The organism is Sphingomonas changnyeongensis (assembly GCF_009913435.1).
GTDB classification, from domain to species: domain Bacteria; phylum Pseudomonadota; class Alphaproteobacteria; order Sphingomonadales; family Sphingomonadaceae; genus Sphingomonas_B; species Sphingomonas_B changnyeongensis.
In genome coordinates, this window is sequence record NZ_CP047895.1 from 1,886,713 (window position 1) to 1,905,641 (window position 18,929).

The 18,929-nt window shown below is 68.5% G+C and carries 25 protein-coding genes, 1 tRNA gene and 1 pseudogene; 26 read left to right on the plus strand and 1 reads right to left on the minus strand.

Annotated elements, in window-relative coordinates; genetic code table 11:
* Positions 1-18 precede the first annotated feature (18 nt).
* The 13 genes from GVO57_RS09335 to GVO57_RS09400 all read left to right on the plus strand — a co-directional run bounded on the left by GVO57_RS09335 (position 19) and on the right by GVO57_RS09400 (position 9,069).
* Positions 19-537 carry a hypothetical protein gene (locus GVO57_RS09335; protein WP_160592914.1) on the plus strand — a complete coding sequence of 173 codons (519 nt, stop codon included), beginning with the start codon at positions 19-21 and terminating at the stop codon, positions 535-537.
* Positions 538-555: 18 nt separating this feature from the next.
* Positions 556-1,020: a hypothetical protein gene (locus GVO57_RS09340; protein ID WP_160592915.1), complete on the plus strand. Its 465-nt coding sequence runs from the start codon at positions 556-558 to the stop codon at positions 1,018-1,020.
* A gap of 266 nt (positions 1,021-1,286) precedes the next feature.
* On the plus strand, positions 1,287-1,469 hold the full coding sequence (locus tag GVO57_RS09345; protein WP_160592916.1) for a helix-turn-helix domain-containing protein: 183 nt from the start codon (positions 1,287-1,289) through the stop codon (positions 1,467-1,469).
* Positions 1,470-1,528: 59 nt separating this feature from the next.
* Positions 1,529-2,251: an HK97 family phage prohead protease gene (locus GVO57_RS09350; protein ID WP_160592917.1), complete on the plus strand. Its 723-nt coding sequence runs from the start codon at positions 1,529-1,531 to the stop codon at positions 2,249-2,251.
* Positions 2,206-3,399 (plus strand): phage major capsid protein, encoded by a 1,194-nt coding sequence (locus tag GVO57_RS09355; RefSeq protein ID WP_160592918.1) that lies wholly within the window; start codon positions 2,206-2,208, stop codon positions 3,397-3,399. Before GVO57_RS09350 ends, GVO57_RS09355 begins: the two co-directional genes overlap by 46 nt.
* A 293-nt stretch (positions 3,400-3,692) precedes the next feature.
* Complete coding sequence (locus GVO57_RS09360; protein ID WP_160592919.1) at positions 3,693-3,935, plus strand: hypothetical protein; 243 nt, start codon at positions 3,693-3,695, stop codon at positions 3,933-3,935.
* Positions 3,936-4,063: 128 nt separating this feature from the next.
* Positions 4,064-4,264: a helix-turn-helix transcriptional regulator gene (locus GVO57_RS09365; RefSeq protein WP_201752611.1), complete on the plus strand. Its 201-nt coding sequence runs from the start codon at positions 4,064-4,066 to the stop codon at positions 4,262-4,264.
* Between the two features lie 1,361 nt (positions 4,265-5,625).
* Complete coding sequence (locus GVO57_RS09375; RefSeq protein WP_160592922.1) at positions 5,626-5,961, plus strand: hypothetical protein; 336 nt, start codon at positions 5,626-5,628, stop codon at positions 5,959-5,961.
* On the plus strand, positions 5,933-6,256 hold the full coding sequence (locus GVO57_RS09380) for a hypothetical protein (protein ID WP_160592923.1): 324 nt from the start codon (positions 5,933-5,935) through the stop codon (positions 6,254-6,256). Before GVO57_RS09375 ends, GVO57_RS09380 begins: the two co-directional genes overlap by 29 nt.
* A complete protein-coding gene (locus GVO57_RS09385; RefSeq protein WP_160592924.1) occupies positions 6,253-6,441 on the plus strand; it encodes a hypothetical protein in 189 nt (62 codons plus the stop codon). Before GVO57_RS09380 ends, GVO57_RS09385 begins: the two co-directional genes overlap by 4 nt.
* Before the next feature lie 338 nt (positions 6,442-6,779).
* On the plus strand, positions 6,780-7,313 hold the full coding sequence (locus GVO57_RS09390) for a hypothetical protein (protein ID WP_160592925.1): 534 nt from the start codon (positions 6,780-6,782) through the stop codon (positions 7,311-7,313).
* A 234-nt stretch (positions 7,314-7,547) separates the two neighbouring features.
* A complete protein-coding gene (locus GVO57_RS09395) occupies positions 7,548-8,609 on the plus strand; it encodes a tyrosine-type recombinase/integrase (RefSeq protein ID WP_160592926.1) in 1,062 nt (353 codons plus the stop codon).
* Positions 8,610-8,643: 34 nt separating this feature from the next.
* Positions 8,644-9,069: a (deoxy)nucleoside triphosphate pyrophosphohydrolase gene (locus GVO57_RS09400; protein WP_160592927.1), complete on the plus strand. Its 426-nt coding sequence runs from the start codon at positions 8,644-8,646 to the stop codon at positions 9,067-9,069.
* A gap of 18 nt (positions 9,070-9,087) precedes the next feature.
* On the opposite strand, the pseudogene GVO57_RS09405 reads toward GVO57_RS09400, so the two are convergent.
* Positions 9,088-9,965 (minus strand): annotated as a pseudogene (locus GVO57_RS09405) (class I SAM-dependent methyltransferase).
* Between the two features lie 89 nt (positions 9,966-10,054).
* Here GVO57_RS09405 and GVO57_RS09410 point away from each other — a divergent pair.
* From GVO57_RS09410 to GVO57_RS09470, 13 genes are all read left to right on the plus strand, one after another.
* The gene (locus GVO57_RS09410) at positions 10,055-10,828 is read left to right on the plus strand and encodes a ComF family protein (RefSeq protein ID WP_160592928.1); all 774 of its coding nucleotides are present in this window, start codon (positions 10,055-10,057) and stop codon (positions 10,826-10,828) included.
* Between the two features lie 58 nt (positions 10,829-10,886).
* Positions 10,887-11,147 (plus strand): glutaredoxin 3, encoded by a 261-nt coding sequence (gene grxC / locus GVO57_RS09415; protein WP_160593931.1) that lies wholly within the window; start codon positions 10,887-10,889, stop codon positions 11,145-11,147.
* Between the two features lie 7 nt (positions 11,148-11,154).
* The gene (locus GVO57_RS09420) at positions 11,155-11,985 is read left to right on the plus strand and encodes a carbon-nitrogen hydrolase family protein (protein ID WP_160592929.1); all 831 of its coding nucleotides are present in this window, start codon (positions 11,155-11,157) and stop codon (positions 11,983-11,985) included.
* Positions 11,982-12,434, plus strand: a complete 453-nt coding sequence (locus GVO57_RS09425; protein WP_160592930.1) for a DUF1178 family protein — start codon at positions 11,982-11,984, stop codon at positions 12,432-12,434. Before GVO57_RS09420 ends, GVO57_RS09425 begins: the two co-directional genes overlap by 4 nt.
* A 48-nt stretch (positions 12,435-12,482) precedes the next feature.
* Positions 12,483-14,519 carry a TonB-dependent receptor plug domain-containing protein gene (locus GVO57_RS09430; protein WP_160592931.1) on the plus strand — a complete coding sequence of 679 codons (2,037 nt, stop codon included), beginning with the start codon at positions 12,483-12,485 and terminating at the stop codon, positions 14,517-14,519.
* A complete protein-coding gene (locus GVO57_RS15015) occupies positions 14,458-14,916 on the plus strand; it encodes a TonB-dependent receptor (protein ID WP_160592932.1) in 459 nt (152 codons plus the stop codon). Before GVO57_RS09430 ends, GVO57_RS15015 begins: the two co-directional genes overlap by 62 nt.
* Before the next feature lie 39 nt (positions 14,917-14,955).
* Positions 14,956-15,032, plus strand: a tRNA-Arg gene (locus GVO57_RS09440).
* 302 nt (positions 15,033-15,334) lie between these two features.
* Complete coding sequence (locus tag GVO57_RS09445; RefSeq protein WP_160592933.1) at positions 15,335-15,604, plus strand: hypothetical protein; 270 nt, start codon at positions 15,335-15,337, stop codon at positions 15,602-15,604.
* Positions 15,597-16,244, plus strand: a complete 648-nt coding sequence (locus tag GVO57_RS09450) for a cytochrome b/b6 domain-containing protein (RefSeq protein ID WP_201752612.1) — start codon at positions 15,597-15,599, stop codon at positions 16,242-16,244. Before GVO57_RS09445 ends, GVO57_RS09450 begins: the two co-directional genes overlap by 8 nt.
* Positions 16,245-16,248: 4 nt before the next feature.
* Positions 16,249-16,785, plus strand: coding sequence for a helix-turn-helix transcriptional regulator (locus GVO57_RS09455; protein WP_407695685.1), 537 nt, complete (start codon positions 16,249-16,251; stop codon positions 16,783-16,785).
* Positions 16,772-17,464 (plus strand): VIT1/CCC1 transporter family protein, encoded by a 693-nt coding sequence (locus tag GVO57_RS09460; protein WP_160592935.1) that lies wholly within the window; start codon positions 16,772-16,774, stop codon positions 17,462-17,464. Before GVO57_RS09455 ends, GVO57_RS09460 begins: the two co-directional genes overlap by 14 nt.
* A 13-nt stretch (positions 17,465-17,477) precedes the next feature.
* Positions 17,478-18,086 (plus strand): LysE family translocator, encoded by a 609-nt coding sequence (locus tag GVO57_RS09465; RefSeq protein ID WP_160592936.1) that lies wholly within the window; start codon positions 17,478-17,480, stop codon positions 18,084-18,086.
* Between the two features lie 86 nt (positions 18,087-18,172).
* On the plus strand, positions 18,173-18,922 hold the full coding sequence (locus GVO57_RS09470) for a GIN domain-containing protein (protein ID WP_160592937.1): 750 nt from the start codon (positions 18,173-18,175) through the stop codon (positions 18,920-18,922).
* Positions 18,923-18,929 lie beyond the last annotated feature (7 nt).

Sequence of the window (18,929 nt, forward strand, 5' to 3'; positions counted from 1 at the left end):
ATGCTCGGTTCACCGATAATGCGCTACTTGCTTTCCCGGCCGCCAGCTGCTCGCGGCGGCTGGGGCACCGCCAACGTTTCCCTCGTGAACAATGCGGTTGATGCTGGATCCTCTATCGCAAATGCATTCGACGGCGACGCCGCAACGGACCTGATCCTCGCCAACGACGCGAACGCCTGGGCGGCTGGCAATGGAACGCCGGTCGAGTTGACCTTCGCCTTTACTGGCCGCGGCAACGTCCGGCAGGTGCAGCTGCAGCGCTCGTTGACCTTCGGATCGACCGCCAACTTTGCCGGCCGGGTCGCTCTGCTCTCGTCTATCGACGGCGCGACCTGGGCTCAGCAGGGAACGGTCGCGAACGTCATCGACCAAAATGTCGCGCCCGGTGGGATGGCAGCGATCGATTTCGGCACCGGTGGCCCAAGCGAAGCATGGTGGCGTCTCCGGATATGGTCTGAGTTCGGCAACCGCATGGCATTTGCCCGGATCATCTTGGCCGACGCGATCGGCGGCCCCTCGGTCGTCGTCCTTTCCTGATATTGCATGGGAACCCCGATGCCTCATCCCTTCGACATTGACGCCTCTCATCCCGACATGGCGGCTGACGCCCGGCTTGCCAGAGAGCTTCACCATGAGCTCGCTATCCGAGGGATCCACGGGCTGGATGCTGTGCGCACCCTCGCGCTTGCTATGTGCATCGAGGCCAGCGCTGCATCTGGCCCGGTGAAGGGACGGCTCGATATTGCCGGGCTGCTCTCGCCGATGCTGGCCGGCATGACCGTGGAAGCCGCGGAGCTGGCCGGGAAAGAGGATCAGCTGATATCCAATGCGGCCCTGATGGCCATGGCGTCGGCGCTGATGAACACCGACAGCAAGGCGGCCGCCATAACTGCCCTCATGAAGGCGGCTGCCCAGATCCTCTCTGAAGACTTCGATCCATCGCAAGCGGCGGGATTGATAATCGAGGGAATGGCCGACGCGCTTGCGGAGAAGAGAATGGCTGCCGAAGGCTGCTCATAGCCCCCGGCTTTGGGTCCTTCCCGGCGCCGGCTGTATGCGGGGGGCTAAGGCGCGACGTTCCGCTAGCCACAGTGCCCGCTATGCTTCCTCCTCCCACTCGGGGAAAAAGTGATTGTCTGTCAGTTTCTTAGGTGAAAACAGGTGGGAAGTGCACATGCGCCAAAAAGGAAGTGCGCTGGCAGCAACTCCCTAAGGCCGGTTCCGCCGCAAATCCGAATAGGCGGCTATTCGTCAGTCACTTAGGCGCAAAGAGGTGGGAAGTGCGCATGGAGATATACAACGAGGCCGGTGCGGCCCGCATCCTGAAGATGAGCGAGCGCACCCTGAGGCGGGAGCGGCGGGCCGGCCGGATCGGATACTACCGCATGGCCGGGAAAATCTGGTACTCCCCCGAGCAGCTGGTCGACTATTCCAGCTCGTGCCGGGTCGATCCGGTCCGCCAGGCCTAGCTTTGCCGACGCTGGCCGTCTCTGGCCAGTATTGTCCATCCACAGCGAGCCTAGCGCCGATGCATATCATCGGCATGACCAGATCGAACGCAGAACATCGCCCGGGCCCGCCAGCTCCCCGCGGGACACGCGTCGCGCAGCTGTCCAGTTACAGCGCAGAAGCCCATACGATCGAAGCCGTCTTCGCAACCGACACTCCCGTCGCCCGATGGTTCGGCCAGGAAGAGCTGGCAATCTCGGCAACCGCGATCGACCTAACTCGCGTTGCGACCGGTCTGTGTCCGTTCCTCAACGGTCACAACCAGTCCGATGTTGGCGCCGTTCTTGGCACGGTCGAAACGGCCAGTGTCCGGGGCGGCCAGCTGGTCGGCCGCGTTCGCTTTGCTGATACCCCCGCCGCCCGCCAGGCCGAGGCGATGGTGGCCGCCGGGACGCTGAGGGGGGTGTCGGTCGGCTATCAGGTGCGACGGTGGACGCTGGTCGAAAGTGGCGATGCTGGCGACACCTGGCGCGCCGATGACTGGGCGCTGCTCGAGGTGAGTCTCGTTCCTGTGCCTGCCGATCCCAACGCCATTATCAGATCAGGAGAAACGGACGTGAACCGATCCATTGATGCTGCCCCCGCGCCGTCGCCGCACCCGGCTGCCATTGCCCCCTGGGTATCGCAGCCGTCTCGGCCGCCCGCATCGCGCAGGCCGCCCGCAACGCCGGGCTGCAGGTCGCCGATATCGAGGACATGCTCGGCCGGCACGAGGCAACCCCCTACACCCCGGAAGGGCTGATGGCGGAAATCGGCCGGCGATATGCCCAGCGCGATATGGGGGCACCGCAGTTCAATCGTGTTACGAGCGAGCAGCCGCCCGCCGCCCGCCTGCAAGCTCGCATGGCTGATGCCCTGTATGCGCGCATGTCGGGCAGCGAGCCCAGCGATCAGGCGCGCGAGTTCATGAACATGAGCCTCCCGCGGATGGCGCGCGCGCTGCTCGAGGAGGCGGGCGAGCGGACGTCCCACATGAGCGATTTTCAGGCCGTGGAGGCGGCGATGCGGTCGCAGCATACCACGTCCGATTTCAGCAACCTGATGGTGCAGAGCGGCAACCGCTATCTGAGCGATGTGTTCGAATCCGCGCAGTCGAGCCTGATTCAGCTCGCCCGGCTCCGGCAGGACATTCCCGATTTTCGCCGCATCTCGAGCATCGAGGTCAGCGAGTTCGGCACGCTTCCTAAGGTGAACGAGGGCGGGGAAATCAAGCATGGCACGTTCCGGGAACGAGCCGAGGGCTATCAGGCCGAGACGTTCGGCAAGATCTTCGGGCTGTCGATCCAGGCGATCGTGAACGACACGCTCGGGGCCTTCAGCGATCCCCTGCGCATCATGGCCCGCGCTGCAGCCGAAACCCAGGCTGCGCAACTGGTCAGCCTCATTACCGCCAACAGTGGCAATGGCGGCCTCATGGCCGATGGCCTCACCCTCTTTCATGCCAGCCGTGGGAACCGCGCGGCGACAGGCGCGTCGATCAGTGTCAGCAGCCTCAGCGAAGCCCGGACGGCCATGCGCCAGCAGAAGGACGTATCGGGCGAGGTGTTCATGAACGTCCGGCCGCGATTCGTTGTCGTGGGCGCCGATCAGGAGACGGCTGCCGAACAGTTTGTGATGACGATCAACCCGTCGAACAGTGCGCAGGTCAACCCGCATGCCGGCCGGTACGAGGTTCTTGTCGACCCCCGTTTGCCCCTGACGCAGTGGCGCTTGTTCGCGGACCCGGCCGTCGCTCCGGTTCTCGAACACGGCTATGTGAATGGATACGAGGGGCCCCAGCTCGCGATGCGCGAGGGCTTCAACATCCTGGGCAACGAATATCGGGTGAGCATGCATTGGGGTTGCGGTCTGATCGATTTCCGCGGCGCCTTCCTCAATCCCGGCGCCTGACACCTTCAGGCGTCGCCGGGAAGCGAAGGGCGGATATCGGGACTAGGCGGGGCCGCCCTGTGCTCCTCTCACCCCGCCCCTGCAGCAAGACGCGCGCGGCCGCACAGACCGACATGCGGCCTGATCGATCGAAACCCCTTCGCCCAAAAGCTGGGCGACGGTCGGCCGAGGATCCGGGCGTTCGGCACTCTCTCGCGCAAGCCGGGAAGCGAAGGGCGGATATCGGGACCAGGCGGGGCCGCCCTGTGGACTCCTCACCCCGCCCCCGAAACGCAACCAGATAGGAGCGGAAGATGGACGCTATTGAGGTACTGAACAACGCGGATCGGTCGATCGTGCGTCTGTCGCCGGAGGGCGGGGAGGTGGCAGCGGTCGGTGACGTCCTCAGCGTCGGGGATACCGGCCAGGGAGCAAATATTTCGGCGCTCGACGCTGAGCGCGCCGTGACTGAGGGCAAGGCGCGGATTGTTGGATCGGGCGATGATCTGAAGCCGCGTCCTGGGCGACGCCGGCGGGCGCTAGATCCGACTGGATGAGTCCGGTCATACTGTCGCCCGGCCGCCCCGCAGGCTGACAGTGAGTCTGTGTTACCGGCTGGCGGCCGCCGCACGATGCAAGTCGGTCGGGACCGCCGCTAGCCTGAAGCGCGTTTTGGATGACGCCCATGACCGACCGCAGCAATGACCGCCTGATACGGCTACCGGAGGTTCTTCGGCGCACCGGCCTCAGCCGCTCCACGATATACGGCTGGATCGAAAATGGGCGCTTCCCACGACAGGTCCAACTCAGCGCGCGATGCGTCGCCTGGTACGAATCGGAGGTCAACGAGTGGATCGCAGCCCGACCGCGCAGAGGTTCCAAGTAAGCTCGCACGGCTGGTGACCTCGGCCAGATCGCCCCCGCGGCTTTGGGTCCTTCCCGGCGCCGGCTGTATGCGGGGGGCTAAGGCGCGACGTTCCGCTAGCGCCAAGATGTTTTCGGCACTTCTTCATCATGACAGATTATGTCATTGATTATTTTGATCTATCAGCCGGCGCTGGATGAAGTTGCACAGGGGGCCAGTTTCTTCATCTTCACACACAGAAGCCCGCTCGTCGCTCGAATCGAGTGGTTAGCGTACATCACCGAAGTCGTGCTGGACCAAGGCATCGCCGCTGGCCGAGTTGTTCGCTGTCAATAGAGACACTTTTCAAAATTCGGAAACCAAGACTGGGGAAAACTCAGCCTGCCGCTGTTGACCCAGTCGCCATCCCGGTCGAAAATCAGCGTCAGGCATCCATACCGTCCCTTCTACCTTCGGCTGACGGGCCAAGCTCCTCTTAGGGCGGGGGAGCCGGCCAGGCTCTCCGGAGGCCGGGCTTTTCCCGGAGCAAGCAGAAGGAACGGGCTTATGAAGCTGGTTCGCGTGCGCGCGTATCAGCGGCTGAGGTTCGGCCGGGTGGAGACAGTGCGGTCCCACACCCGGCGATGGCCCCAGCAGCTGAAGTTCGCGTTTATGGCTCGATAGCTTAGCTGATACCTGGCGGTATGGATGCCACCCCGGCCGGTTCTCCGGCCAGCCTTCCGAGCCTATTTGCCGCCGCCGGATCGGTCAACCAGCCGAGCAAGAAAGTGCCGTGCTGTGTCAATTCCGCCGCTGCCCTGGAAGGGCCTCGCCAACGGCACGGCCTCCTCTATTGGCGGTCGGGCCCACCAGTAGGCGACACTCGGCCGGCGATCAGTTGCGCCAGGTTTGTCCCAGCTCTTCATCAAACCAGTGCTCGGCGACGTCGCGTGCGCGCTCAACCCCGCGAAAGTTGGTCGCCTCGGGCATAACCCTCTCCAACCACGACCAGAACTCCGAGAAGCGGGGGAAGTCCTCGGGGGATGCGGGTCGATAGTGTTCCCGCGCCCAGTCGTGAACCAAGCTCCGGATAGCCTTTTCGGCATCGCCCCTTTTCATCGTCATCCCCGAAGGAACTGCGCCAGGATCCTTCGCACGGCCTCCGGCCGGCTAAGCCCCGTCTCGGCTCGTTCAGCTATCCATGCGTCCACCTGCGCCAGAAGCTCGGGTTGCATGCGAACCATGAGCGGCACGCCCTTGCCGGTCGGCGCTGGGCCGCGTCGTTTCTGTGATATCAAGGTATCTTGCTGGGACACAGTTACCCTGCTATCACGGAAACGAGCCGGTAGGAAGTTGGCGCTTCCCACCGGCCCTAACCCTAACCAGCTGTCTTGGAGCTGCTCATGGCTGTCAACGAGATTACCCCGGCCGGGCCGGGCGCGGAAGCGTTTGCGCGCCGGCTTCTGAAAACCACCATCGCCGGCGCCCGGCCGCTGCATTTCCGGCCGCGGGACGTCGATCCCTTGCTCCGCCAGATCTTCGCGGTCTCAACGGCTATGGAAGCCGCGATGTCTGATGCCGCGGCGCCGACGCGCGCCATCCTGCAGGGCTGCACCGAGGCTATCGCAACGCTCGCATTCATCGCGACTATTTCGAACCAGGGGGCGAGGCATGATTGGGTCCGGAGCTCCTATGCCATCGCCTCGCGACGTGCTGTGGTCGGCGTTCGAACAGTTTGAGCTGGCCGACTGCTATCCCCTGAACCATCTGGCCGGCGGCTATCACCCCCGGCAGGCGCTTCAGGAGGCGCTGGCAGTTTGCGCGGTGATCCAGGACTCCTTCTGGGAAGACCGCGATCCGTTGAGCCCGGGCCTTATCCGGCAAGCGATGCGCGGCCTCGGTACGCTGATCGCACTAGCGGCTCAGAATGTGGAGTTGCAGGTCGGGCCAGACCCGATCCAGGGCGGCCGCGCGAGAACGGCGCCGCCTGAACCTCGCAGTGATGAACCGATCCGGGGGAGTGAAAATTCATGAGCCCGGCCGACCAGATGCGCGGCGAGGTTGTCGAGCCGCTTCTCGGCGCTGCCGGCACCTTGAACCTGATCGCGACGTCCGGCGGCCTGACGGCCGAGCGACTGCTCCCGGACGTTCTCCACATGCTCGCGGCCGTCATTGAACGCGCCGCGGAGCGGGCCGAGGGTCTGGCCGGGGCCGGGTGACCATTGAGGCAGATCGCGCGGGTGGTGACCACTGAGGCAAATCGCACTGGTGGCACCGGACGTAGAGTTTCCGGTCGGGTCATAGCCGATTCTCGGAACGGTTCCGAGAAATAGGTTCGGATGAGGCCAGAATCTGGGGGGTGCAGCGTAAAATCAGTGCCGCCTGACGCTTCAGGAAGCTAGGCGGGCGACTGCTGAACAGGTTTTTCGTCTCAGTTATAGAGGGGCGGCGGGCAATCGGCGGAGCTGGCCGGGCGGCCGGGCGTGGAAAAGATAAACCCTGTGGACATTCAAAGAAACGGCCTGCATCCTGTGTGGTGCATGTAGACGGAGAACATATGCCCGACATTTCGCAGTATACCGGATACCGGGGAGGGGTCGTGTATCGCGCCGCTGAGGTCAACGGGGCCACGGTGCATTCGTGGCCTCTAGCTGTCGGGACTTCGACCGGTGGCGGACATCCTCGATACGATTTTCTCGATATCGTCGACCTCTCGCTCATGCGGATTCTGACGGCTCAGATCGGCGTTCCCGCCTCGCGTGCCGGGCCTGCGATTGAGGCAGCGCGTCCCGAGTTGCATGCGGCTGTGAAGCAACTCGCTGCAGAGTTCACTGCGGCTGGCCGTTGGCGCCGTGAAGGAGGCCCATTCTTCCTCCTTCCTGCACTACCTTCAGACACGGATCCTCGGGCCGACCTCCCCCGCTATGCGCCGCTAGTTGTAGGGTTCGGCGGACTCTCGGAACTGTTCGCTTTCCACGACAACGAGTTTTCGGTTTCCTCCATCGTCGCCCTTCCGCCGCTCGTCTGTCGATCGTTGATGCGGCTCGAGTACGTACTCGATAGCCGCAAGCCGGCCTGCGAGGACGACTGAAGGTGGCCTCGCGCGCTCTTCCTGGTTGGCCCCGAGCCCTCCGCGCAGAGCGCGCAGCGGCCTATGCGGGCTTTGCCTCCGAGCGCGATTTCCGCCTGGCGGTTGCGGACGGCACCATGCCGCCCCCTTTCGATCTCAACGGGGGCGAATGCTGGGACAGGAACGACCTGGACGAAGCGATCGACGCGGCCAAGGCCGGCGCAAGGCGAATGGGTGATTGGCGGGAGAGGGCTGATGAGCAATCGCGGCGCCGGGCCATGGGCGGGCGTTAAGCGCGTCCGCGCCAAAGGGCGGGACTATTACTACTGGACGCGATCCGAGCCCCGAGTGCGTCTCCCGGATCCGTTTGCTGAGCCCGATGCATTCATGCGCAAGCTGGCGCATCTTCGCCGCGTTGCGGAGCGGACTGACCGTCATCGCGCCGGCACCTTCAGCGACGCTGCCCGGCTGTATCGGAAGAGTCCGGCCTTTACCGACCGGGCCGCCAGCACCCAAGAGACCTATGGTCGCTATCTCGATGCACTTGAGGGCATCTTCGGTCCCGCGCCCCTGCGCGACATTCGCCGCAGCGACATTCAGCGCTATGTGATGGATGACTATGCCGATCGGCGTGGGGCGGCGAACATGATGCTTGCCGTCGCCCACAACGTCTTCGTCTGGGCCCAGGCGCGCGATGAGGGGCTGCCCGATCCGACCTCTGGCATAGAGGCGTATGAAAGCACCCCACACGAGCCCTGGCCCGACCATGTGCTCGAGGAGGCCCTCGCGAGCCCTGATGACGCTTTCCGTCGCGCGGTCGCCCTTCATTTCTACACCGGGCAGCGTACCGGCGACGTGTGCCGGGCGACGTGGAACGCCATTGCGGCCGGGCGCATCTCTGTCGTCCAGCAGAAGACCGGCAAAGCACTCAGCATCCCGCTTCTGCCCGACTTGGCAGCCGAGCTGGAACGCGCGCCGCGCACCGGGCTGACCATCCTCACGAACCGCGGCGGCCGGCCGCTTCGCCCGGGGACGTTCCGAGACTGGTGCGCCGAGCTTGGGGCCAGGCACGGCATCCGCCTTGTCCCGCACGGGCTGCGCAAGAACGCGGTCAATGCGCTGCTCGAGGCCGACTGCTCGACGGCGGAGGTGAGCTCGATCACCGGCCAATCACTGGCCATGGTGGAGCACTACGCCCAGCAACGGAATCAGGCGCGGATAGCGTCCGGTGCGGTCCTGAAATGGGGCGCGGCACGAAAGGCGAACGGGAAAACTTTCGCCGGATCGGAAAACGGCGCTCGGGAGCGTTTGAAATGACTTGCGAATTTCCAATCCGTGTTAAGGAAAGATTATGACCTCCTCCCCTGTGCTGCTTGTCGTTGCCGCCGCGCTGGTCGATGCCGCCGGGCGGGTGCTGGTGCAGCAGCGCCCCGAAGGCCGTGCGATGGCCGGGCTGTGGGAGTTTCCGGGCGGCAAGGTGGAACCGGGCGAGACGCCGGAGGCGGCGCTGGTGCGCGAACTGGCCGAGGAACTGGGCATTGCCGTCGCCCCTGGCGATTGCCGCCCGCTCACCTTCGCCAGCGCCGGGCTGGACCGCGCGCATCTGCTGCTGCTGCTTTACACGATCGATCATTGGCAGGGCACGCCGGCGGCGATCGAGGCGGCGGGCATGGCGTGGCACCGGCCGGCGGCGTTGCGCGGGCTCGCGATGCCGCCTGCCGATGTGCCGCTGGTCGAGGCGCTGGTCGCGCAGCTCGGCGACGATCCGGCGGCCTGAGCGGGCGGCGCGGTCGCCCTAAGGCGTTGTCGATCCGTCGCCGCGCCCGGCCTTGAGCGCGGCGGCGAGCGAGGCGGTCGCGCTGCCGCGTTTGGCGGGTTTGGGCTGGCTGGGGCCGGGGCCCAGCCGAGCATATAGACGATCTCGACCGTCTCGGCGGTGCGGCCATCGGCATCGGCGGCGGCGTCGAATGCCGCCCCGGCGCGCATCAGCGCCGCCCGTGACAGCGGCGGCACCGCCCCGGCCAGCACATTGGTCGCCGCCATGCCGCGCAGATCGTCGAGCAGCCGGCCGAGCGCGCCGTAGCGCAGCGTCAGCCGCTCCCCGTCCGCGACCGGCAGGGCAAAGCCTGCCCGCGCCAGCAGGTCGCCCGCCGAGCGCACGTCGATCTGCGGGTGGATGCGCGCCACCGCCCGGTCGGCATCGCTGGCGAGCAGGGCGGCGCGCAGCCGCGCCAGGCTGCCCGCGCCCGCCATTGCGCCCAGGAACAGCCCGTCGGGCCTCAGGCACCGGCGGATAAGCGTCAGCGCGCCGGGCAGGTCGTTGACCGTGTCCAGCCCGCCCGCCGCCACGACCAGATCGAAACTGTGATCGGCAAAGGGCAGCCGGTCCTCGTCCGCCACCACGCCGCCGGCGGCGGCGGCAAAGGCGTGGCCGGGATCGCAGGCGATGGTCGCAATGCCGCGCGCGGCGAGTGCCCGGCCGATCCGCCCGTCAAGACAGCCGAGATCGAGCGCGGTGGCAAAGGGCCGGCGCACCGCATCCAGCCGGTCGAGCAGTTCCTCAGCGATCCGGGCATGGAGGAAATCATGCGCGGCAAAGTCGCGCGCCGCCCGGTCGCGGCGCAGCCGGCGGCGCGCGCGGCTGAAGATCTGCGGCACCTGGGGGAGGCGGATGGGGGGGAAGCGACATGGCGGCGCTTGTGCCGGACGCGCGGGCGGGGGACAAGCGGGGGCAGGCAGGGCAGGGGGGAAGAGGGGCGAAGATGCTGGACAGGCTCTGGGCGCTGGTACGCGATTATGCGCTGCCGCCGCGCTGCCCGGCCTGTCTGGCGGTGATGGCGACGGCTGACGGCTTCTGCCCCGATTGCTGGCGGCAGCTGGGTTTTCCGCACGGCGCCGGCTGCGCGGCCTGCGGGGCGGACCTGCCCGATGGCGCGCAGCCGGGCAGCCGGTGCGCCCCGTGCCTCGCCGCGCCGCCCGATCATGACGGCATTCACGCCGCGCTTTATTACGGGCCGGTCGCGCGCGGCGTGGCGATCCGCCTGAAACATGGCCGCAGGCCGGCGATGGCGCGGGTGATGGCCGGGCTGATGGCCGGCCATGCCGCGCGCGAACCGGATGCGCTGCTGGTCCCGGTGCCGCTGCATCGCTGGCGGCTGTGGCGGCGCGGCTTCAACCAGTCGCTGCTGATCGCCCGTGCCATTGCGCGCCGCACCGGCCACCGCGTCGCACCCAACCTGATCGTGCGCCGCCGCGCGACGCCGCTGCTGCGCGGCCTGGGCCGCCGGGCGCGGCACAAGGCCTTGCGCGGCGCATTCGCCGTCCCATCTGAATGCCGGGCCGAACTGGCCGGGCGCACGGTGCTGCTGGTCGATGATGTCCATACCAGCGGGGCGACCGCCAATGGCTGCGCCCGCGCGCTCAAGCGGGCGGGCGCGGCGCGGGTGGTGCTGCTGTGCTGGGCGCGGGTGCGGCCGGACGGTCCCGAGGATCAGGACTGGCCGGAGGCGGGCGACATGCGGCCGGGTGCGGCTTGACGCGCGCGTCAGGCTGGGCAACGGGCGGCGACAGGCGGATGACACGGAGATGACAATCGTGGCGAAGGTCGAGATCTACACCAAGTTCGGATGCCCTTATTGCGTGCGCGCGAAGAAGCTGCTCGCGTCCAAGGGCGCGGCGTTCGAGGAATATGACATCACGCTGGGCGGGCCGCAGCGCGTGGAGATGATCGAGCGTGCCGGTGGCCGCACGACGGTGCCGCAGATCTTCATCGACGGCCATCATGTCGGCGGATCGGACGATCTGGCCGCGCTCGATGCGAAGGGCGGGCTCGACCCGCTGCTCGCCGCCGGCTGACGCGGCGATGCGCGTCGCGCTGCTGCAGATGACCGCCGGGATCGACCCGGCGGACAATGCCCGGACCATCGCCGATGCGGTCGCAGCCGCAAAAGCGGGCGGCGCGGCGATGCTGTTCACGCCGGAAATGTCGAACCTGATCGACCGGGACCGCGAACGCTCGGGCACCGTGCTCACGCGCGAGGCCGATGATCCGACGCTGGCGGCGGTCCGCGCGGCGGCGCGGGAGGCGGGGATCTGGGTGCATCTTGGCTCGCTCGCTCTGGCCGGCGACGGGGCCGATGCGCGCCGGCGCAACCGCGGCTTCGTGATCGACGGCAGCGGCGCGATCGCCGCGCGATACGACAAGATCCATCTGTTCGATGTCGATCTGCCCGGCGGCGAAAGCTGGCGCGAATCCGCCGTCTATGCGCCCGGCGACCGGGCGGTGGCGGTCGATGCGCCGCCCGGCCGGCTGGGCCTCAGCATCTGTTATGATCTGCGCTTCCCCGATCTTTACCGGGGTCTGGCCGATGCCGGGGCGACGCTGCTGGCCGTGCCGGCCGCATTCACCGTGCCGACCGGGCGCGCGCACTGGCATGTGATGCTGCGCGCGCGCGCGATCGAGGCCGGGGCGTTCGTGATCGCCGCCGCGCAGACCGGCACCCATGCCGATGGGCGCATGACCTTTGGCCATTCGCTGGTCGTCGATCCCTGGGGCGAGGTGCTGCTGGACATGGGCGACGCGCCGGGGCTGGGCTTTGCCGAAATCGATGCCGCCCGGCTGGCCGATGTCAGGGCGCGCATTCCGGTGCTGGCGCATCGCCGCGCCATCCCGCCGGTCGAGCTTGCCCGGTGATCGTGTTCGACCTGAAATGCGCGGCCGGCCATGTGTTCGAGGCGTGGTTCGGTTCCTCGGCCGATTATGAGGCGCAGCGGGCGCGGGCGCTGGTTGTCTGCCCGGTGTGCGGCGATTCGGCGATCGACAAGGCGGTGATGGCGCCGCGCATCGGCTCCGGCGCGGCGCGCGCGGAGCCGGCCTCGCCCCCGGTCGGCGACACTGCGGGGCCGCCCGATCCGAAGGCGCTGCTCGCCGCGCTGGCCCGCGCCCAGGCACGGATGCTCGCCGGATCCGAATGGGTGGGCGCGCGCTTTGCCGAGGAAGCGCGCGCCATCCACCATGGCGAGGCCGAGGAACGGCAGATCCATGGCGAAGCCAGCCCGGACGAGGCGCGGCGGCTGGCCGATGAGGGAATCGAACTGGTGCCCCTGCCGCTGCCCGTCACGCCGCCCGATCAGCGCCACTGATCGCATCGACAGCATTCATTCATCTTTGCGACATTAGCAGCCCCGATCATGCTGAAACCTGCGTTGTTCGCCTCCGCCGCGCTCGCGGCCTTTGCCCCGGTCGCGCCCGCGCGCGCGCAGGAGGCACCGCCCGCCATGCCCCGCCCGCCAATGGGCGAGACTGGCGAAATGGGGGACGGCGACGACGGCAATAGCGGCGAGATCGTCGTCTCCGGCCAGCGCGAACGCGGCGCGGTGATCGGCGACATCCAGCCCGAGCTGCAGCTCAGCCCGGCCGATATCCGCGGCTATGGCGTCAGCTCGGTTGCCGAACTGCTCCAGCAGCTGAGCCCGCAGACCGGCGGGATTCGCGGGAGGGGCGGCGGCCAGCCGGTGGTGCTGGTCAATGGCCGGCGCGTGTCGGGCTTTGCCGAGATCCGTGATCTGCCGACCGAGGCGATTGCGCGCGTCGATGTGCTGCCCGAGGAAGTGGCGCTCAAATACGGCTTTCAGGCCAATCAGCGGGTGATCAACTTCGTCCTCCGGCCGCGGTTCCGCGCGGTGACCGGCGAGATCGAGGGCGGCGGCGCCACCGATGGCGGCGGCGCGCGCGGCGAGATCGACCTCGATTTCCTGCGCATCGACAATGACAAAAGGTTCGAGCTTGCGTTCGAATATGAACGGGTCGAGCCGCTGCTGGAGAGCGAGCGCGATGTCGACCGCTCCGATCTGGGCAGCACCGTCGATCAGGGGCGGTTCCGCACGCTGGTGCCGACCGGCGACACATTTTCGGTCAACAGCATCGTCAGCCGCAACATTGCCGAAGGCGTTGGCGCGACGCTCAACGGCCGGATCGAACGCGCCGAGACGCTGGCGCTGATCGGCCTGCCCGCGACCGGCACCGATCCGCGCACCCAGGCGCGGGATGTGCTCAATGGCCATCTGGGCACCACGGTCGGCGGTGCGCTCGGCGGCTGGCAATGGACGATGACCGGCAATTGGGACCGGATCGAAACCCGTGTCGTCACCGACACCAATCAGGTGCCGGGACCGCGCGACCGGGCGCGGGCGGTGTCGGACATTCTGACCGGCGATTTCACCACCAATGGCCGGCTGTTCAAGCTGCCGGCGGGTGATGTCTCGACCACCTTCACCCTGGCGGCGACGCGCAACCGGTTCGACAGCGAATCGCTGCGCGGCGGCATCGCCCGCGCGGGCGATGCCGCGCGCGACATCGGCGCGGGGCAGGTCAGCATCGATCTGCCGCTCACCAGCCGCCGGCGCGGCATTCTGGCGGCGGTCGGCGACCTGTCGGTCAATGGCAATCTGCAGGTCCGCCGCTTGTCGGACTTTGACACGTTGCGCACCTGGGGCGCGGGGCTGACCTGGTCGCCGGTCGCGATTGTCGACATCGTCGTCTCGCACACCAACGAGGAAGAAGCGCCCAGCCCGCAGCAGCTGGCCGATCCGCAGATCGCGACACCCGATGTGCGCGTGTTCGATTTCGTGACTGGCGCGCCGGTGCTGGTCACGCAGCTGACCGGTGGCAACCGCGCCTTGCTGGGCGACAATCGCGAGGTGACCAAGTTCGGCCTGACGCTGCGCCCGACGATCGGCCAGGCCGATGTCAGCCTGACGGCCAATTATGTCGCCAGCCGGATCGACAACCCCATCGCCTCGCTGCCCAATCCGACTGCGGCGATCGAGGCGGCGTTCCCGGACCGTTTCCTGCGCGATCCCGCCGGGCGGCTGGTGCAGGTCGATGCCCGGCCGGTCAATTTCGCGCGCGAGGAAACCCGTCAGCTGCGCTGGGGTATCAACCTGTCGATCCCGCTCAAGACCGATCCGGCGCGCTTCCAGGCGCTGCGCGAGGCCGGGGCGTTCGGCCGCCCGGGCGCTGCGCCGGGCGGGCCGGGTGGGCCTGGCGGGCCGGGTGGAGCCGGGCAGGGGGTGGTCCTCAGGGCGGGGCCGGTGCCGGCGGTCCGCCTCCGGGGGCTTTGGCGGCGGGCGCGGCGGCCAGTTTGGCGGCCGGGCGCAGTTCGCGGTGTTCCACACCGTCCAGTTCCGCAACCGCATCCTGATCGCCGAAGGCGGGCCGAGCCTTGATCTACTGAACGGCGATGCCATTGGCGCGCGCGGCGGTGCGCCGCGCCACCGGGTCGAGGTGCAGGCCGGCTATTTCCAGAACGGGCTTGGCATGCGCCTGTCGGCCAACTGGCAGAGCGCGACGCGGGTCAATGAGGCGAATGGCGATGCCCTGCGCTTCGGCGCGATCGGCACCGCCAATCTGCGGCTGTTCGCCAATCTGGGGGTGATCCCGTCGGTCGTGCGCGGCCGGCCGTTCCTGCGCGGCACGCGGCTGACCTTCGCGGTCGACAACATCTTCAACACCCGCCAGCAGGTCACCGACGCCTCGGGCAGCATCCCGCTGTCGTTCCAGCCCGACCTGCTCGACCCGCTTGGCCGGACAGTCAGGCTGCAGTTCCGCAAGCTGTTCTTCTGATTGACCGCCGCATCGCGGCACGGCAGGGAACCATGGCGTGCGCCCGTAGCTCAGCAGGATAGAGCATCGGATTCCTAATCCGGGGGCCGTGGGTTCGAATCCCGCCGGGCGCACCATTGTTTGTCTGCCCCAAAAGGCCGGGCGGTCGCATCCGCGACCCTGGCTTGCCTCGCATCGGCGCGGGCAACCGTTCGGCCTTGCGAACCCGGGCGGGTTCGAACCCCCTGACCTTGGGCGCTCCTCCACCCGCGGGGTCGATAGCTGCTGTGCCAAAGCGCATGGTCCAGGCCGGGTCGCCCCCCCCCGGCGGGTGCATAAGCATGCGCTGATGCCGGGCTGCATCAGCGTTCCGCCGATGGTGCCGGGCAGGGCCGGCAGCCATGTCCCGTCTCCCGCTCATGCGAAGGAGACCTGCATCATGCCCAGCCACAATCATCTGGCGGCCGCCATCATGGCGGCGGCGCTTGTCCTGCCCCCTGCGGCAGCGGCGGCGGCGGCCTCTTCGTCCGCTAGTCCCCCGTCTGCCGGCGTCAAGCCCCGGGCCGATGATGCCGCGCACGCCCGTGCTGCCGACCGGCACCGGACGCAGATGCGCGACCATCATCGCCGGGATGACGGAGATCGCGACCGCCGTGCCGCTCCGGCCGGGCAGCGCGCCCATGAGCAAAAGGACCGCGACGATGACTGACACGCACCCCGCACGCCGCTGGGATCCGGTGGTCAAGCTCACCCATTGGTCGGTCGCGCTGGCGGTGCTCGCCAATGCCGTCATCACCGAAGAGGGGTCGGCCGCGCATGTCTGGGTGGGCTATGCGCTTGCCGCGATCCTTGGCCTGCGCCTGCTCTGGGGGCTGGTGGGGCCGCCAGAGGCGCGCTTTGCGGCATTTCCGCTCAGCCTTGGCCGGGCGGTCGCGCATCTCCGCGACATCCGGGCGGGCCGCCATGTCGCCCACCGCTCGCACAATCCGCTCGGTGCGCTGATGGTCTATGCAATCTGGGCCACATTGCTGGTGGTGATCGGCACCGGGATCGCGATGGCCGGACTGCCGCCGGCCCGCACCGGCGCGCGGCTGACGGTTTCCGAGGCGTCGGCGCGCGGCGAGGCCGCTCAACACCGCGCCGACAGCGAAGACCGGGGCGAGCATGAACGGGAGGAGCGCGGCGACCACGGCGACGGCGAGCAAGGCGAGGGCATCGCCGAGGAGGTGCACGAGGCGACGGCGACGCTGCTCTACGGGCTGATCCTGCTCCATGTCGCGGGCGTCGCCTTTGAAAGCCGGCGGCAGCGTCGCAACCTTGCGCTGGCGATGCTGCCGGGACGCGGATAGGCTGGTGCGGATGCCGACGCGCCAGATCCGCCTCCACCGCAAGGCCAGCGCGATGACGTTCGTCGTCGCGGCGCAGGCGGTGGTCGCCATGCTGTTCCTCGGCGATTTCGTCACCGATCTGGGGGGCGAGGGATTGAACGCCCATCTGCTGATCGAGGGGGCGGCGGCCATCGCGCTGCTGGTCGCGGTGGTTGCCGGGGCCGCGCAGGTGCGCGGTCTGATCGATCAGGCGCGGCGGGACGATCTGGCCGTCGCCCTGTCCCGCCGGGCGGTCGCTGATCTGGTGCGCCAGCGCTTTGCCGAGTGGCGACTGACCGGGGCGGAGGCCGATGTCGCGCTGTTCGCGGTGAAGGGCTGCGATGCCGCCGAAATCGCGCGGCTGCGCGGGGCGGCCCCCGGCACCGTGCGGGCGCAGCTGACGCGCATCTATGCCAAGGCGGGGGTCGGCAGCCAGTCGGCGCTGCTGGCCCTGTTCCTTGACGAACTGATCGATCCGGCCATGATCGCGGGCGGGGAAGAGACCGCCAATGCCGATGCATGATGAAGCCCATCTGGTCGCCCGCATCGGCTGGCTGCGTGCCGCCGTGCTTGGCGCGAATGACGGCATCGTCTCGACCGCCAGCCTGATCCTGGGCGTGGCGGCATCGGGGGCGGACCGGCAGGCGCTGCTCGTCGCCGGGGTCGCCGGGCTGGTCGCGGGGGCGATGTCGATGGCCGCCGGCGAATATGTCTCGGTCAGCAGCCAGGCCGATACCGAGGCCGCCGATCTGGGGCGGGAGCGGGCCGAACTGGCCGCCAGCCCGGCGCTCGAGCTTCAGGAACTGGCCGCCATCTACCGCGCGCGCGGCGTCGATGCCGAGACCGCCGACCGTGTCGCCCGCCAGATGACGGCGCATGACGCGCTGGCCGCCCATGCGCGCGACGAACTCAACATCACCGACACCATGGCCGCGCGCCCGGTGGTCGCAGCACTTGCCTCTGCCGGCACCTTCACTGCCGGCGCGGCGCTGCCGCTGATGCTGGTGCTCATGCTGCCGATGGCGTGGATGATGGCGGGGCAGGCGGCGGGATCGATCCTGTTCCTCGCGCTGCTGGGCGCGGTGGGCGCCCGCGCCGGGGGCGCGGCGATGGGCCGCCCGGTGGCGCGCGTGGTGTTCTGGGGCGCGCTTGCCATGGCGCTGACCGCCGGCATCGGGCGGCTTGCCGGCACCGCGGTCTAGCGAAAGGCCGGTCTTGGACATTGTCGGCTTTGCGCTTGCGGTTCTGCTCATCGAACTGACCCCGGGGCCGAACATGGCATGGCTGGCGGGGCTGGCCGCGACCGAGGGGCGGCGGGCGGGCTTTGCCGCCGTGGCCGGGGTTGCGATCGGCCTGCTGGCGAACGGGGTGCTGGCGGCGCTCGGGCTGGCGGCCTTGCTCGAGGCGCGGCCCGGCCTGCTCGCGGGCCTCAGGCTCGCCGGGGCGGCGATGATGGTGTGGCTTGCGGTCGAGACATGGCGCGGCACCGGTGCGGCGGCCGCGCCGCGCATCGCAGGTCGTGTGGAACGGCGCGCCTTTGTCGCCGGGGCGCTGATCAACCTGCTCAATCCCAAGGCCTATCTGTTCTTTGTCGTGGTGGCCCCGCAGTTTCTGGGCGGCGCAGCACTCGCGCTCAGCCCCGCGCTGCTGCTCGCGGGCGTCAGTGCGGCGATCGCGACCCTGATCCACAGCGCCATCGTCGCCGCCGGCAGCCGCGCCCAGGCGTGGCTGGCCGATCCGGCGCGCACCCGGCTGGTCCGCCGGCTTTTTGCCGTGCTGATCCTGGGCATCGCTGTGTCTTTCCTGCTGCCGCTTGTCGATTAGCGCCATTGCGGATCAGTCTCTGCCCGCCGCGCTTGACCGGATCCGCGCTAACCGTATTGCTCCCTAATACAGATGGGGAGGGAACGATGCTGTTGCCGGCGGCGCTTGCGGTTTTGCTTGCCGGTGCGGACGGGGCGGCGCTGCGCGACTATCCGGTGGCTGGTTTCGAGGCCGTCGATCTCGCGGCCAACGCAATGCTGACCGTGGAACAGGGGGCGATGGCCCGTGTCGCGGCGACGGGCGATGCGAGGCTGCTGCGCTGCCTGACGGCGACGGTGGTGGAGGACAGGCTGGTGATCGGCTGGGCGGGCCGGCGCGGGCGCGGTTCGGTGGCGCGGGGCGGCAGGCCGGACGAGATCGTCGTCACCGGGCGCGCCGATTGTCCGTCGATGGGGGATCCCGGCCGGTTGCATGTCCGGGTCACGGCACCGACGGTTACGCGCGTCAGGCTGATCGAACAGGGGCGGATCGACATCGGCCCGCTGAGCGTGCCCGGCTTTGCCGTCACTTTGGCCGGGCGGGGTCAGGTGACGCTGCGCAATCTGCGCGCGGCCGAGACCCGGCTTGCGCTTCCGGGGCAGGGTGGCATCAGCGCGGCGGGAACGCTCGGCCGGCTGGTCATCACCCTGGCCGGGCGCGGGACTGTCGACACGACACAGGCGCAGGCCGACAGCCTGTCGGTCACGCTGGCCGGCGGTGGCGGGATCGCGGCGCGGGTGGACGGGCCGGCAGCAGGCACGGTCGCGGGTTCAGGCCAGGTCGCTATCAGCGGCCAGCCGGTCTGCGCGATCCGCAATGTGGGCAAGGCCCGGATCATCTGCCCGGCAGGCCGCTGACGGGCCG